The 15,556-nt window shown below is 58.0% G+C and carries 15 protein-coding genes; 6 read left to right on the forward strand and 9 right to left on the reverse strand.

Going from position 1 to position 15,556, the window contains the following annotated elements:
• Positions 1-85 precede the first annotated feature (85 nt).
• Genes yidC through AC2FJ5_RS17125 form a run of 6 tightly spaced genes read left to right on the forward strand, consistent with a single transcriptional unit; the run spans position 86 to position 5,412 of the window.
• Positions 86-1,915: a membrane protein insertase YidC gene (yidC, locus tag AC2FJ5_RS17100; protein WP_496794122.1), complete on the forward strand. Its 1,830-nt coding sequence runs from the start codon at positions 86-88 to the stop codon at positions 1,913-1,915.
• On the forward strand, positions 1,912-2,649 hold the full coding sequence (locus AC2FJ5_RS17105) for an MOSC domain-containing protein (RefSeq protein WP_496794123.1): 738 nt from the start codon (positions 1,912-1,914) through the stop codon (positions 2,647-2,649). The genes yidC and AC2FJ5_RS17105 overlap by 4 nt, the downstream gene beginning before the upstream one ends.
• Complete coding sequence (gene yihA, locus AC2FJ5_RS17110) at positions 2,646-3,299, forward strand: ribosome biogenesis GTP-binding protein YihA/YsxC (protein WP_142639735.1); 654 nt, start codon at positions 2,646-2,648, stop codon at positions 3,297-3,299. Before AC2FJ5_RS17105 ends, yihA begins: the two co-directional genes overlap by 4 nt.
• A gap of 60 nt (positions 3,300-3,359) precedes the next feature.
• Positions 3,360-4,223, forward strand: coding sequence for an acetylglutamate kinase (gene argB / locus AC2FJ5_RS17115; protein ID WP_496699206.1), 864 nt, complete (start codon positions 3,360-3,362; stop codon positions 4,221-4,223).
• A 20-nt stretch (positions 4,224-4,243) separates the two neighbouring features.
• On the forward strand, positions 4,244-4,918 hold the full coding sequence (locus tag AC2FJ5_RS17120; protein WP_496794125.1) for a ferredoxin: 675 nt from the start codon (positions 4,244-4,246) through the stop codon (positions 4,916-4,918).
• The gene (locus tag AC2FJ5_RS17125; RefSeq protein WP_496786471.1) at positions 4,915-5,412 is read left to right on the forward strand and encodes a SixA phosphatase family protein; all 498 of its coding nucleotides are present in this window, start codon (positions 4,915-4,917) and stop codon (positions 5,410-5,412) included. Before AC2FJ5_RS17120 ends, AC2FJ5_RS17125 begins: the two co-directional genes overlap by 4 nt.
• A 47-nt stretch (positions 5,413-5,459) precedes the next feature.
• Here AC2FJ5_RS17125 and AC2FJ5_RS17130 read toward each other — a convergent pair whose 3' ends face one another.
• The 9 genes from AC2FJ5_RS17130 to AC2FJ5_RS17170 all read right to left on the reverse strand — a co-directional run bounded on the left by AC2FJ5_RS17130 (position 5,460) and on the right by AC2FJ5_RS17170 (position 15,424).
• Positions 5,460-6,251 carry an amino acid ABC transporter ATP-binding protein gene (locus AC2FJ5_RS17130; RefSeq protein ID WP_142639743.1) on the reverse strand — a complete coding sequence of 264 codons (792 nt, stop codon included), beginning with the start codon at positions 6,249-6,251 and terminating at the stop codon, positions 5,460-5,462.
• Positions 6,252-6,263: 12 nt separating this feature from the next.
• Positions 6,264-7,568 carry an amino acid ABC transporter permease gene (locus AC2FJ5_RS17135; protein WP_496794126.1) on the reverse strand — a complete coding sequence of 435 codons (1,305 nt, stop codon included), beginning with the start codon at positions 7,566-7,568 and terminating at the stop codon, positions 6,264-6,266.
• Between the two features lies 1 nt (position 7,569).
• The gene (locus AC2FJ5_RS17140; RefSeq protein WP_496691910.1) at positions 7,570-8,838 is read right to left on the reverse strand and encodes an amino acid ABC transporter permease; all 1,269 of its coding nucleotides are present in this window, start codon (positions 8,836-8,838) and stop codon (positions 7,570-7,572) included.
• Positions 8,839-8,965: 127 nt separating this feature from the next.
• Positions 8,966-9,982, reverse strand: a complete 1,017-nt coding sequence (locus AC2FJ5_RS17145) for an amino acid ABC transporter substrate-binding protein (protein WP_142639749.1) — start codon at positions 9,980-9,982, stop codon at positions 8,966-8,968.
• Between the two features lie 206 nt (positions 9,983-10,188).
• On the reverse strand, positions 10,189-10,896 hold the full coding sequence (locus tag AC2FJ5_RS17150; RefSeq protein ID WP_496729462.1) for an ATP12 family chaperone protein: 708 nt from the start codon (positions 10,894-10,896) through the stop codon (positions 10,189-10,191).
• A gap of 4 nt (positions 10,897-10,900) precedes the next feature.
• Positions 10,901-11,572, reverse strand: coding sequence for an HAD-IA family hydrolase (locus AC2FJ5_RS17155; RefSeq protein WP_496729460.1), 672 nt, complete (start codon positions 11,570-11,572; stop codon positions 10,901-10,903).
• Positions 11,569-12,612, reverse strand: coding sequence for an RluA family pseudouridine synthase (locus tag AC2FJ5_RS17160; RefSeq protein WP_496794135.1), 1,044 nt, complete (start codon positions 12,610-12,612; stop codon positions 11,569-11,571). The genes AC2FJ5_RS17155 and AC2FJ5_RS17160 overlap by 4 nt, the downstream gene beginning before the upstream one ends.
• Positions 12,613-12,720: 108 nt before the next feature.
• A complete protein-coding gene (locus AC2FJ5_RS17165; RefSeq protein ID WP_496794127.1) occupies positions 12,721-14,034 on the reverse strand; it encodes a replication-associated recombination protein A in 1,314 nt (437 codons plus the stop codon).
• Positions 14,035-14,038: 4 nt separating this feature from the next.
• A complete protein-coding gene (locus AC2FJ5_RS17170) occupies positions 14,039-15,424 on the reverse strand; it encodes a trypsin-like peptidase domain-containing protein (RefSeq protein ID WP_496704040.1) in 1,386 nt (461 codons plus the stop codon).
• Positions 15,425-15,556: the final 132 nt, after the last annotated feature.

Below are 15,556 nucleotides of genomic sequence, written 5' to 3' on the forward strand. Positions count from 1 at the left end.
AAGGCGGGCGAATCCGCTTGACCTTTGGGGCTGCACTCTGTTGAACCCACCGGGTGTGTTTCACTGCTTAAGGTGGCTGTCCCAGATGGACGATCAGAACAAGAATCTCATCCTCGCAACCGCGCTCAGCTTTGTCGTGATCCTGGTTTGGTTCGTGCTGTTTCCACCGCCCGAGCAAACCACCATTACTGATCAGGCTGAAATCAGCGCCATCGAAAGCGATGAGGTTCAGACCCCCAGCGCCTCTAGCGCGGGTACCGTAGGCGAAGCCACGGCGAGAGCAGAAGAAACGCTGCCCGGGTCCGAGGCCGCGCGGATCAAGATCGACACGCCCCGCCTTGAGGGCAGCCTGTCGTTGTCCGGTGGCCGCATCGATGAATTGTACCTGAAGGATTATAAAGTCTCGATCCAGGACGACGCACCGATTGTCGAACTGTTCTCTCCGGTCGGATCTGAATCTGCATATTATGCGCTCTACGGATGGGCGCCTGGCGCTGGTGTCACCGGCACGGACGTACCCGGGCCGAACACGGTCTGGATGGTCGAAAGTGGTGAAACACTTGGGGTGAACGCTCCAGTTACGTTGAAGTGGGAGAATGGCAATGGCCTGACCTTCCGCCGTACCATCTCGGTGGACGAGAACTATATGTTCGAAGTCACACAAGCGGTGGAAAACAACACACAAGCCGAGGTCGGCATGGCGCCATATGGCATCCTCGCCCGCCATGGCATCGGCGAAGATGGCGACCTGCCCGGACTTAAGAATTTCTTCATCCTGCATGAAGGCGTGATGGTCATGGCCGACGGTGTTCTGGATGAAATCGACTACGGCGATGTGCGCGACTTTGACATTGATCCGAACGAACGGGCGCAAGCCGAGGTCTTTCAGGTCAAAGACGGTGGCTGGGTCGGCTTTACTGATCACTATTGGATGACCACCCTGATCCCGGCTGAGGGCACGACCTTCAAGGCAGCAGCCAAATATGATGCCCGTCGCAAGATCTATCAGACGGAAACTGTACTGCCGACATTGCTTGTCGCACCTGGGGCTACTGAAGAGGTCACAACCCAGCTGTTTGCCGGTGCCAAAGAATGGGAAACCATTCGTGAATATCAGGCCGAAGGCGTTCAAAAGTTCATCGACAGCATCGACTGGGGCTGGTTCTATTTCCTGACCAAGCCGATCTTCTGGCTGCTGCACAACATTAACGCCCAGATCGGCAACATGGGCTGGTCGATCATCGGCCTGACCCTGATCATCAAGGCGATCTTGTTCCCGCTCGCGTTCAAGTCCTATGTCTCGATGGCGAAGATGAAGGAACTGCAGCCGCAGATGGAGGCCCTGAAGGAGGCCGCTGGTGACGATCGTCAGAAAATGCAGCAAGGTATGATGGAACTGTACAAGAAGGAAAAGGTTAACCCCGCCGCGGGCTGTTTGCCGATCCTGATGCAGATCCCGATCTTCTTCTCGCTGTATAAGGTGATCTTTGTCACCATCGAACTGCGTCAAGCACCGTGGTTTGGCCCGTTTCAGGACCTCAGCGCACCGGATCCCACGTCAATCATGAACTTCTTCGGCTGGCTGCCTTGGGCCGGGCCGCAACCTGACACCCTTATGGCGCTGATCTTCATCGGCATCCTGCCACTGTTGCTGGGGATTTCGATGTGGCTGCAGCAAAAGCTGAACCCGGCACCAACAGACGCGACACAGGCAATGATCTTTGCCTGGATGCCCTGGGTCTTCATGTTCATGCTCGGTGGGTTTGCCAGCGGCCTTGTGGTGTACTGGATCGCGAACAACACGATCACCTTTACCCAACAGTATCTGATCATGCGCAGCCAGGGTTATAAACCGGATGTATTTGGCAACATCAAATCCGGTTTCAAGCGCGCCGCTAAGACGGATGACAAATGACGGCTAAAGTCACCCATATTTGGCGGCATCCTATGAAAAGCCACGGCCACGAAGCCGTGCAGAACGTGACAGTGACCCCCGGGCAGACAATGCCCGGGGATCGCGTTTGGGCAGTTGCGCACGAAGCGTCAAAAGCCGATGGCACGAAATGGGTACCCTGCGTCAATTTCAGCCGAGGGTCAAAAGCCCCAAACCTGATGGCCATTTCCGCCAATCTGGACGCGAATCTGCTGACCCTGACCCACCCCAATCGCCCCGATCTAACCTTTGACCCAGATCGGGAACAGGAAGTGTTTCTGGATTGGGTGCGCCCGCTGATGCCCGCGGACAGGGCGGCATCTGCCCGGATCGTTCGGATACCAGGGCGTGGGATGACAGACAGCGATTTCCCGTCAATCAGCCTGTGCAACATGGCCTCTCACCGGGCGGTTGAACAAAAACTGGGGCAAGACCTGTCAATCAAACGCTGGCGCGGTAACATCTGGTTCGATGGCCTGCCCCTATGGGAAGAATTCGACTGGCTCGACCGCGAGTTGCAAATCGGTGAGGCCGTGTTCCGCGTCCGCGAGCGGATTGTGCGCTGTTTGGCGACCACTGCGAACCCGGATACCGGCGACCGCGATGCCGACACTTTGGGCGCGCTGAACAGCTGGGGCCATCAGGATTTCGGCATCTATACCGAAGTGGTCCGCGGCGGGCTAATCTCGGTCGGTGACAAGGTGATACCGTTATGAGCACCCTACCCTTCCCTCTGGCCCAAGATCCCGATGAATTCTCGTTGGAGCGCGGGCGCAAGCTGTTTGCAGGCCCGTCCGAGTTCGTCAAAGGCGTTGTCGCCATGAGCGGGCTGCCCGACCCCGACCGGCTTGAGGTCTGTTTCGCAGGCCGTTCAAATGTTGGCAAGTCCAGTTTGATCAATGCGCTGACCGGAACCAAGGGGTTGGCGCGCGCGTCGAACACGCCGGGTCGGACGCAGGAAATCAACTTTTTCACCCAGGGCCCAGAGCTATATCTGGTCGACCTTCCCGGCTATGGCTATGCCAATGCGCCGGTTAAGGTGGTGGAAAAGTGGCAGCGGTTGCTGAAACAATATCTCAGTGGCCGACAGACCCTGCGCCGGGCCTTTGTCCTGGTTGACGCGCGCCATGGGGTAAAGCCTGTTGATGCCGAGATCATGAAGCTGCTGGACACCAGTGCCGTAACCTTTCAATGCGTGCTGACCAAGGCAGACAAGGTCAAGGCCAATGAACGCGAAAAGGTTCTGAACCAGGTCCGCTCGGCCCTGTCAAAACACCCCGCCGCTTTCCCCGAAATCGTGCTGACGTCGTCCGAAAAAGGGGATGGTATCCCAACGTTGCGCTCGATCATCACGCATCTGGAATAGCTTGGCCCTTGGCAGCACCTTTCAAAGGCCCTAACACGGTGGGCCAGAGGGACCTTAGCCATGAAGACAAGAGATATGAACCGGGATTGGATCGCCACCGCCGCCACATTGAACAGCGCACTGCCCTATCTGCAGCGCTATGACGGGGCCATTGTCGTCATCAAGCTGGGCGGGCACGCCATGGGCAGCGATGAAGCGATGGAAAGCTTTGCCCGTGACGTGGTTCTGATGCGCCAAGTGGGCATCAACCCGGTTGTGGTACATGGCGGCGGTCCCATGATCAACGCGATGCTGGACAAGCTCGATATCCAATCCGGTTTCGTGAACGGTAAGCGTGTGACGGACAAGGCAACTGTCGAAGTGGTCGAGATGGTGCTCTCGGGCCTCGTGAACAAACGCATTGTTCAGGCCATCAACGGACAGGGAGGGACTGCGGTTGGCCTGTCGGGCAAGGACGCCAACCTGATGATCTGTGATCAAACCGATGCCTCGCTGGGGTTTGTTGGCTCTCCTTCCGAGATGAAACCCGAAATCCTGCACGATCTGTTTACGCATGACGTGATCCCGGTAATTGCGCCTCTGGGCGCCGGGCGCGAGGGTGAGACGTTCAACGTCAACGGTGACACCGCCGCCGGTGCCATCGCCTCGGCCTTGAAGGCAGACCGTCTGCTGTTGCTGACCGACGTATCAGGCGTCAAGAACGCTGCCGGAGAGGTCGTGACCGAGCTAAAAGCCGGTCAGATCCGCGAGATGACCCTGGACGGGACCATCGCAGGCGGAATGATCCCCAAGACCGAAACGGCGCTGGACGCACTACATAGTGGGGTGCGGGCCGTAGTCATTCTGGATGGGCGCGCGCCCAATGCGGTGCTACTGGAACTGTTCACCGAACACGGGGCTGGGTCGCTGATCCGACCCGATTGATCGACAGCGACGGAGGTGACATGACAGAACAAACCGCACCTTCTCCGAACATTTATCAACGTGTCGACAGCGCGGCAGCTGAGGTTGGGCTTATCGTGATGGGTGCGTTGCATCCTGGGCGCGCTAATGCCAAGCAATTGGACAGCGGCACTCTGATCCTGCTAGGTGCAGGGCCCACGTTCTGGCCTGTTTTGAAATCAGCCCCCGAATGGCAAGGTCCCGACCCTGTTGACCGGTGGTCGCACCGCGCCGTCAATCAGATGGCGCGGAATTTGGGGGCGCAAGCCTATTTCCCATTCGGTGGCCCACCCTATGTGCCGTTTATCGACTGGGCGCTGAAATCGGGGCGTACATTCAGCAGCCCTGTTGGCGCCTTGGTGCATGACACGGTCGGTATGATGATCTCGTATCGCGGCGCGCTGCATTTTGATGAGGAATTCGAGATTCCCGGTGCCCATAACTCATCGCCCTGTGTTACATGCGATGCCCCTTGCGCTCAGACCTGCCCAGTCGGGGCCCTGAACACCCACAGCTTCTATGACGTTGAGGCCTGCCACGGGCATCTGAGCACAGAGCAGGGCCAAACCTGCATGACCGGTGGCTGCCTTGCGCGCCTGGCCTGCCCTCTCAGCCCCGGGGCCGGGCGGGACCCAGAACAATCCGCCCACCACATGAGGTCTTTTCACCCGTCATGACTCGCACCCTGATCCTGACCCGCCATGCCAAATCCAGTTGGGATGAGCAGACGCTCAGCGATCATGATCGGCCACTGAACAAACGTGGACGCTGCTCCGCACCTGCTGTGTCCGGCTGGCTACTCAGGAATGGCTGGCTACCGAATGAGGTGCTCAGCTCTACCGCCCTCAGAACCCGCGAGACGTGGGATCGAATGGGGCTGCAGGCTGATCTGATCCAGTTCGAACGTTCGCTGTATCTGGCCGGTTCCGATCTCATGATGCGGGCCCTGTCGCAGGCTTCTGGCCAAACCGTGCTGATGCTGGGCCACAACCCCGGGATCTCTGAATTCGCCAGACAGCTTGTGCGGCAGGCGCCAGATCACGGCCGTTTCGATGACTACCCGACCTGCGCAACAACAGTCATACAGTTCGAGATCAACTCCTGGGCCGCGCTTCGGTGGCACAGTGGGGATGTCTTGGGGTTCGTCATTCCACGCGAGTTGCCGGAATAAAAAAGGCGGGGCAAAAACCCCGCCTTTCATGGTTCTTCCGATCGGGATCAGTGACCCAAAATCTGGCTCAGGAACAGCTTGGTCCGCTCGCTTTGTGGGTTGTTGAAGAACTCTTCTGGTTCGTTTTGTTCCACAATCTGACCGGCATCCATAAAGATCACACGGTTGGCGACCTGACGGGCAAAACCCATCTCGTGGGTCACACAAAGCATGGTCATGCCTTCTTCGGCCAGCTCGATCATAGTGTCGAGCACCTCTTTGATCATCTCAGGGTCCAGCGCCGATGTAGGTTCATCGAACAACATGATCCGCGGCATCATGCAGAGCGAACGGGCAATCGCCACACGCTGCTGCTGACCACCCGAAAGCTGACCAGGATACTTGTCGGCCTGTTCTGGGATTTTCACCTTCTCTAGGAAGTGCATCGCACGCTCTTCAGCCTCTTTCCTGGGCGTCTTGCGCACCCAGATGGGGGCCAGCGTACAGTTTTCCAGAATGGTCAGATGCGGGAAGAGGTTGAAGTGCTGGAACACCATCCCGACCTCGGACCGGATCTTGTCGATGTTTTTCAGGTCATTCGACAGTTCCGTCCCATCCACCATGATCGTGCCTTGCTGGTGTTCCTCCAGCGCGTTCAGACAACGGATCAGGGTGGACTTACCCGACCCTGACGGCCCCGCGATAACAATCCTCTCGCCCTGATTGACGGTCAAATTGATGTCGCGCAGCACATGGAAAGACCCATACCACTTGTTCATGTTGTTGATTTCGATGGCGACCTCGTCGCTCACCTGCATCTTGGATCGGTCGATTTCGCGGTCTATTGCAAGTTCAGACATGTGTTGAACTCCTTAACGATGGCCAGTCTGAAGCTTGCGCTCCAGATACATGGAATAACGGGACATGGAGAAGCAGACGACGAAGAACAGCGCGCCGATAAAAGCGAACAGTTCCCAGTAGATGCCGTTCCAAGCGGTATCAGCGCGGATCGCGTTGGCTAGGCCAAGCACGTCGAACAGTCCGATGATCGACACCAGAACCGTATCCTTGAAGATCCCGATGAATGTGCTCACGATGCCCGGAATTGAGATTTTCAGGGCTTGTGGCATGATGATCAGTCGCTGTGCCTGCCAGTAGTTCAGGCCCAAACTGTCGGCGCCCTCGTACTGACCGCGTGGCAATGCAGCCAGGCCACCCCGGATCACTTCGGCCATATAGGCGGCTGAGAACAGGGTCATCATGATCATCACCCGCAGGATGATGTCAAAATTGGTGCCTGGTGGCAGGAACAGATTCAACAGCAGCGAGGCCACGAACAGTAGCGTGATCAGCGGCACGCCGCGAATGAACTCGATAAAGCCCACACACATGTATTTGACGATAAGAAGGTCCGACTGACGGCCCAGCGCCAACACGATACCGATCGGCAGCGAGACACCGATGGCGACAACACCCAGCAGGATCGCCAGCATGAAACCACCGAACTGACGACTTTGCACGGCTTCGATACCGATCGGCAGGATCGAATCCATGGCACCAACGAAGTGGCTCGATAGAAACAGCCACCAGATCAACGCAGCCACTGCACCACCGATCATCCCGAGCAATTCGCTTTGTTGCTTGCTGACGACGGTGTAGACGGCCCAGCCGGCAACAAATCCAAGTGCCGCCGACAATGGCCCCCAGATGGTACCACCCCACATCAACCAAGGCATCAGGAAGGGGTAGATCGCGCTAAAGATCAGCAACTTGCTCGGAACACGGTCCGAATACAGCACTGGTGCCAGAGCAACCAGCAACAGAACAAGCGCCAGAATCGGCCGCCAGTACAGATGGCTCGGGTAGAATCCGAACAACAGCTGCAGCCAGCGATCATTGATGACAGCCCAGCAAGCATGACCATGGGTGTCTCCCCAGGTTGCCATCATGATCTCACGGCACTCAGTCAGTGAATTGGCATTCCAGACGGATTGGAACGTCCATGGCAGAACGCCCGACAACACATAGTAGATCGCATAGAGCGAAACTACCGTCAGGATCGAATTGAACCAGCCGGAAAACAGGTTGTGCTTAACCCAACCTACTATTCCCACTTCGGACGCTGGTGGCGCTTTCTCCGGCAACATTTCCGCGCGGACAAATGAAACATCACTCATATTACCGCTCCACCAATTTGACACTATTGTTGTACCAGTTCATCACTGCCGAGATGCTCAGCGAGATGCACAGATAGACCAGCATCAGCAGTAGAACGCATTCCAGCTCGCGGCCGGTTTGGTTCATGGTGATGCCACCCAAGGTACCTGTGATATCCATATATCCCACCGCAATCGCCAGAGACGAGTTCTTGGTCAGGTTCAGGTAGTTCGAGATCATTGGCGGGATGATCACGCGCAACGCTTGCGGCAGGATCACCAGACGCATAATCCGGCTCGGGCGTATACCCAGCGCGGCGGCGGCCTCGGTCTGCCCCTTGGAAATGGCGAGAATTCCGGCCCGCACGATCTCAGCGATGAAAGCTGCAGTGTAAAGGGACAGGGCCAACCACAATGCGATAAGCGAGTTCCGCAAATGGGTGCCGCCTTTGAAGTTGAACCCTTTCAGTTCCGGGTATCCCAAATGGAATCCCAACGCAGTCAGCAGGATCAACATCGGCACAAACAGTATACCCAACTGAATGTGCCAGATGGTTGGGCGATCACCAGTTGCTTCCTGTTTTGCAGCGGCATTAGCGGATACTTTGCGCATCACAAAAATGCTGCCCGCCAAAACGACCAGAAAGGCGACCAGATCCAATGAAATGTCGAAGCGTAAGCTGGACGCACCAAACAAGTGGATATCGCCAAGACTGCGTGAAAACAGGAGCTCTGGGATATAGACGCCGCGATTGGTGACGGCGACAGAGTTGAAAAAATCCATCGTGGCCGTCGGGGTTTCGCCTCGGAATGCATTGGGTGCCGGTAAACCTTCGATCAGAATGGCCATAGCCAGAACGATCCAAAGCAGCACAGGCACGTTACGGAACATCTCGACATAAACAGTCATGATCCGCGCTATCAACCAGTTGTTTGAAAGCCGTAATACACCAACGAAAACACCGATAATCGTCGCCGTGATACAGCCGAGAACTGCAACAACAAGTGTGTTTAGCAATCCGATAAGCCCAGCACGCAAGTGGCTGTCTCGAGAATCGTATTCCAGCAGGCGTTGGTTGATATCGTAACTTGCAGGTTCGCCGAAGAACCCGAATTCTACGGGTTTACCAAGTGCTTCGAGGTTCTGAATGGTGTTGGAAATGATCCAGGCTGCCAAAAGCATGAAACCGATCATTGCAATGACCTGGATGGTCGCAGATCGGTACCGCGTATCGTAAAGGAGCATGGACAGCCGGAACTGCTCCTTTGGCGGGTCAGTGAGAGTCGACATGACCTATGTATATCCCCGTGTCATCCCGTTATTCGCAGACAGAGTTGATCTCTGTTCAATCTAACCGGGACTGTTTCTTATGGATTGAAAAAGGGCGCAGGATGAACTGCGCCCTCTTCAATGGATATTAGCGGAACGGCGGCGAGTACAGCAGGCCGCCATCGGTCCACTGACCGTTCAGGCCGCGTGCCAGACCGATTGGGGTTTCTTCACCGATGTTCTTGGCAAAGACCTCACCATAGTTACCACCCGCCTTGATAGCGCGCATTGCCCACTGTGCGTCCAGACCCAGCATCTCACCCAGAGTGCCTTCGCTGCCCAGCAGACGGTTCACTTCGGGGTTGTCGGTGCCAGCAGACATCTCGTCGATGTTCGCCGAGGTCACACCCAGCTCTTCAGCCGAAACCAGTGCGTTCAGTGTCCAGCGAACAACGTCGCCCCACTCGTGGTCGCCATGACGGACCAGAGGGCCCAGCGGCTCTTTCGAGATGATTTCGGGCAGCAAGATGTGATCACCGGGGTTTTCGAACGTGGCGCGCGTTGCGGCCAGGCCCGATGCGTCGGTGGTGTAGACGTCACATGCGCCAGCCAGATACTGCTGCTGCGCTTCTGCGTTGGTTTCGATCGGAACCGGCTCGTAGCTGATGTTGTTCGAGCGGAAGAAATCCGCCAGGTTCAGCTCGGTGGTGGTGCCGGTCTGGATGCAGACAGTCGCGCCGTCCAGTTCCTTGGCTGAGCTTACGCCCAGCGCTTTGGGAACCATAAAGCCCTGACCGTCGTAATAGTTTACACCGACGAATTCGAACTTCAGGTCTACGTCGCGGCTGAAGGTCCAGGTGGTGTTCCGGGCCAGCATGTCGATTTCGCCCGAAGCCAGCGCGGTAAAGCGTGTCTTACCTGTGGTCGGAACGAATTCAACGGCGCTTGCGTCACCCAGAACCGCAGCGGCAACGGCGCGGCACAACGAAACGTCAAAGCCCTGCCATTCACCATTTGCGTCGGGCGCGGCAAAGCCGACCAGACCGGTGGTCACACCGCAGTTCAGCTTACCGCGCGCCTTGACGTCGTCCACGGTTCCCGCCATGGCTGCGCCTGCGGCCAGACCGGCAACTGTGGCCGCGCCCAAGATTACGGATTTTTTCATTTTTACCTCTTCCTGATTGTCCATCCCGTTCAGGGACGGTTCTATCCGGCACCTCAGGTACCAGAAAGGTTTCCCCAAAGGTGTCTCCCCTTTAGTGCGCACGAGTTTGGTCGCATTCATAAACAAACGTCAAGGGTCGGATCAGGGAAAACGATGGATCAACTCACAGATGTCCATCAGAGCGGTAAAAATTCAGAAATCTAAGATCAATCAGAGACGTCGTAGAAGCGTTTAGCGTGTAAAAAGGCAGAACGTTTGACTTCGGCTGCTTCATGCGCCTCGTCGTCATGGCCCCATTGTTCGATTTGCCACAGCTCGTCCAACCGCGAAATCCGCCAGATCTCTTGCGCATCACACCAATCGGAAGTGGCCGCAAACCCAAGGATCAACGAGCCCGAAAGGCTGACCAGGTCGTGGAAGGCAGCCAGTTGGAAGTTGTTGAAATCATGCACTCGCCGGCGCAACTGATCCAGCGCCGCCACGTCTTGCGGCTGATGCAGGATACCTGTGACGGGCTGCAAGCGAACCGACATGGCTTCCGCGGCCCAGTCCAACACCGGGTCCCACTGTTCAGCTTGCCGCTGCTGCAACTCTTGCGGGTGGGCGGCGCGATAGCACAGCAAATCCGAATCGCCATAATCGGCAAGCATGTCTGCAACTTCGGCGTGCTGAATCTGTACCTTGTCGATGGCTGCATTGGCCGAACGCGTGTAGGGCATCGTCCCTGGGTCGACCTGTTCTTCCTGCGCGTCCCATTCGGCCGCAACGGCCTGAGCCATCGGCAAGGTCGGCAGGATCAGTCCGGCCCGCGCAGGTGTTTTGACCCGACGACCGTCCAATTCGACCGTAAATCCGCCACCGGCCTCTACCACCTGACATGCAGTCCAAAATCGTTTCGGTTTCCAGTCACTCATGTCTTCAGGTCCAGATATCGTCCAGTGCGCCCGGCAACTGGTCAAACGTTTCGATAATACGAGAGGCAGCGGCCAGGGCAGGCCGTTCGTGATACCCCCAGGTGACGCCAATTCCCGTGACGGCGGCGGCGGCGGCCATATCCATGTCGAATCGGGTATCCCCGATCATGACAGTATCAACCGCATCGACGCCGGTTTCGGCCCTAGCCGTGTCGATCATCGAAGGATGCGGTTTTGACGGGTGGTGATCTGCGACCTGCCGGGTCACGAAATAGCCTTGCAGACCGTGACCTTCGATCAAAGCATCCAGACCACGTTGCGATTTGCCTGTCGCCACGCCCAGCAACATCTCGGGGATTGCATGCAGTGCCTCGATAACCTCACGGGCTCCGGGGTAGAGCGGCGAACTGGCCATTCCCTGTTCCAGCCGATGTGCGTGATAGGCCTGTTTATAGCCCTCTACCAACCGCGCCTGATCCACAGCAGAACACTCGGGCACCAACTGTGCCATGGCTTGTGGTAGAGATAATCCGACTATGGACAAGATCCCCGCCCTATCCGGTACCGGAAGAGACAAGGCATCAAAGCTGGCGGTCATGGCCGCTATAATGCTGCCCTGGCTATCGACCAGGGTACCGTCCACATCAAATAGTACCAGACGCAAGGGTCTGCTCATTGCAGAGACTCGAACGGATCATCCGCAGCCAGGTCTTCGGCCCATCCGAATGTGTCCCAGCTGTGTTTCATATGATCGGGCAAGGGTGCGGTGACCGTGATCTTCTTACGCGTCACCGGGTGCTGAAACGAAGCCTGCCGCGCATGCAGGTGCAGCTTTTTGCTGATCACACCGCCCAACTGCGCACCCCAGCCATCGCCAAGGTTCTCTTGACCCGAACCGCCGTATTTTCCATCCCCGATGATTGGATGCCCAATCGCTGCCATATGCGCACGCAACTGATGAGTGCGGCCGGTGATCGGCTCCATCGCGACCCAGGCGGCGCGTCCGGCCACGCGGTATAGCGTAGCGTAAAGTGTATGGGCCCGCTTCGCGCCTGGCGAGTCGTTGATTTCGTTCAGATGGACAGGGATCATCTTTTCGCCCTCGCCCTGGCTGCCATGGCCCGGGGCCTTGACCAAACCGGTCTTGATCTCGCCCAGATAAGGGGTCGGCACCCCAGCGACCAGAGCCCAATATATCTTGCGCGTGTCCCGGTGACGGAAAGCGGCGGTCAGTGCTTTGGCGGCCTCGCGTGTGCGGGCCAGCAACAGCACGCCCGAGGTATCCTTGTCCAGTCGGTGCACCAATCGGGGGTTTTCGTCATATCCAAAGCGCAGCGCCTCGGACAGGCCGTCCACATGGCGGGTCTGGCCGCTGCCGCCTTGCACCGGCAATCCTTGCGGTTTGTTCAGCGCGATCACGTGGTCATCGCGATAGATCACGCAAGACTGCATCATCTTCACATCCGCATCGGTGATCCGCGGCTTGACCTCGACCGGCTTGTGATCCGCATCGGGCAGGGGCGGCACGCGCACGACCTGACCGACCTCAAGCCGGGTCGAGGCCTTGGCCCGTCCGCCATCCACACGCAGTTCGCCCTTGCGGCACATTTTTTCGATGCGCCCTTGGCTGACATGCGGAAACAGGCGCCGCAGCCAGCGGTCCACCCGCTGGTCGCCATCCCCATCCGCAACTGTAATCATCTGCACGCCACTCATGCCATTGCCCCTTGCGCCGCGCGGCAGACCCGCCCGGACCACGCTGTAAACATTGTCCCAGAAAACATGCGCGTCTGTCGCGCGCATCGGCCAAAGAGTCAAGCCGGGCTAGTCTGGTTTCCGTTGCGAACGCAGCTTGGCAAAGTAATCCAGCCGTTTCTTCAGCTCTCGCTCGAACCCGCGTTCGACCGGTTGATACAGAACCGGGCGCGGTATGGTTTCGGGAAAGTAGTTCTGGCCGGAAAACCCATCCTCGGCATCGTGATCATAAGCATAGCCTGCACCATAGCCCTGATCTTTCATCAAAGAGGTTGGTGCATTCAGAATATGTTTGGGCGGCGGCTCACTACCTGATTGCTTGGCCAGACGCATCGCTGCCTTGTAGCCCACATAGGCTCCGTTCGATTTCGGCGCCAGAGCCAGATAGACCAGCGCCTGCGCCAAAGCCAACTCGCCTTCGGGACTGCCCAGCCGCTCATAGGTTTCCCAGGACTGCAGACAGATCGCCTGAGCCTGCGGATCAGCCAGACCAATGTCCTCGACCGCCATTCGCGTGATCCGGCGCGCCAAATACCTTGGGTCCTCGCCTCCCGTCAGCATTCGCGCGAACCAGTACAGGGCGGCATCGGGGTCGGACCCCCGCACCGATTTATGCAGAGCCGAGATCAGGTTGTAATGCTCATCTCCAGATTTGTCGTATTTCGCGGCACGGCGCATGAGCCGGGTCGACAGGGCTTCAAGGTCCAGCGGGCCCTCAACTTTCCACGCGGCAACCTGCTCGATCAGGTTCAGCAGGGCACGTCCGTCACCATCGGCCATTTCCTGCAGCGCACCACGGGCCGCAGAGTCCAGTGGCAACCCACGGTCCAGTTCCTGCTCAGCGCGTTGCGTCAGGCGTTCTAGATCGGCAGGGCTGAGCCTTTCCAACACCAACACCTGCGCTCGGCTGAGCACAGCGGCGTTCAGCTCGAACGATGGATTTTCCGTGGTCGCCCCGACCAGGAGGATCGTACCATCCTCCATATGCGGCAGAAACCCGTCCTGCTGCGCCTTGTTGAAGCGATGGATTTCGTCAACAAACAGCAACGTCCCCTGCCCGTTCTGACGCCGGATCTTCGCAGCTTCGAACACTTTCTTCAGGTCGGGTACACCAGTAAAGATGGCACTGATCTGCACAAAATGCAGGTCCGTCTCTTGCGCTAGAAGCCGCGCGATCGTGGTCTTGCCGACGCCGGGCGGCCCCCAGAATATCAGGCTCGACAGACTGCCCGAGGCCAGCATCACGCCCAAAGGCGCATCCGGGCCCAACACCTGTTCCTGCCCGATCACCTCGGCCAGCGTTTGCGGGCGCAATCTGTCGGCCAGCGGGCGATGTACAGGCGGCGCAGGGTCAGATGACCCGGTATCGAAAAGGTCACTCATCCGGTCACAGCCTGAACCGCAGGGAAACCGGCCGCCCGCCCCTGAGGATATCCAGATTGATCCGACGCCCCGGATCGGTCAGCGCCTTCACGACATCAGCAGGTCGCTCGACCCGCGCGCCGTTTATCCCATCGACCACATCGCCCGGACGCAGCCCGGACCGACCGCCATAGCGGCCCGCGTCGACCACAACCACCCCCGTCTGCGACAGCAAAAGCCCCAGCCGCGCGATAACAGCAGGGTTGATCCGCGACACGGTCAGGCCTGGCATCACGGTTTCATCGTTCAGCGTCGTCACTTCCGCTGCCGGAACCTCGGGCGCTTTGACCAAAGCGACCTCAAGTTCAGCTCGGTCCTCGCCGCGCAGTCGCGTCACCACCGACGTGCCGCCCACACCGGCCACTGACATGCGGAATTTCATCTCTGCCGGCGAGTTGACCTCATCCCCGTCGACATGGGTCACGACGTCCCCAACCTGCAACCCTGCCTCGGCCAACGGGCTGAGCGCATGGAGATCCGAAATCACCACACCCTGCGGGATGACCAAGCCCAGAGACTCAGCGATATCCGCACTCATGTGCTGCCCTGCCATTCCGGCCCAGGGGCTGACAAAACTGTCATTGCCGGCCTGCGCTTGCCGCAGGAATTCGGCAACCAGATTGGCAGGGATGGCAAAGCCGATCCCGTTCGATCCGCCAGAACGTGTCAGGATCGAGGTGTTGATGCCAATCAGATCACCGTTTACATCGATCAGCGCCCCGCCCGAATTGCCGGGATTGATCGCCGCGTCCGTCTGAATGAAATAGCCCCGCGCATTGCCCGTGGCCGTACCGGTCCGCGCCAGCCCCGAGATAATGCCCGATGATACCGTCTGCCCGACGCCGAACGGGTTGCCGATGGCCAGAGCCAATTCACCCACCTCAACCAAATCGGAATCCCGCATGTCGATCGAAGGCAACGCCTCGGCATCTTTCAGACGTAGAATGGCGATGTCGCTTTCCTGATCGCCCAGAACCACCTCGGCCGAAAACTCGCGCCGGTCCGTCGTGACGACCCGTATTTCTGTCGCTGAACCAACAACATGATAGTTAGAGACCACATAACCGTCATCCGTCAGGATCACACCCGACCCCAGCGAATTCTGAACGCGCGGTCGCGGTTCGCCAAAGCCGCCGCCAAAGAAATCCTGAAAGAACGGATCAGAGAACAATGAGTTCGAGCGCCCTTCGCGCACAATCTTGGCGTATATATTCACCACCGCCGGCGCGGCCTGTTTCACGACGGGCGCAAAACCAAGGCTGATTTCGGCCTGCGTTTGAGGTGCTTTTGTTTCGGCCTGGGCTGACACCGCAGCAGCGGCCAGCAAGAGTGAACACAAGACTTTCCGCATGATCCATCCGTCTATTGGGCGCCCTTCGGATATGCGAGGCCCGCGCAGGGATTGCAAGCGTGTTAAGGCACAGGGCGCGTTGACTTGGGGCGGAAGGGCTGGGAATGTCCGCCAAACACAAAGTGCATTTGA

It is taken from the genome of Ruegeria sp. CDSA221 (assembly GCF_059611825.1).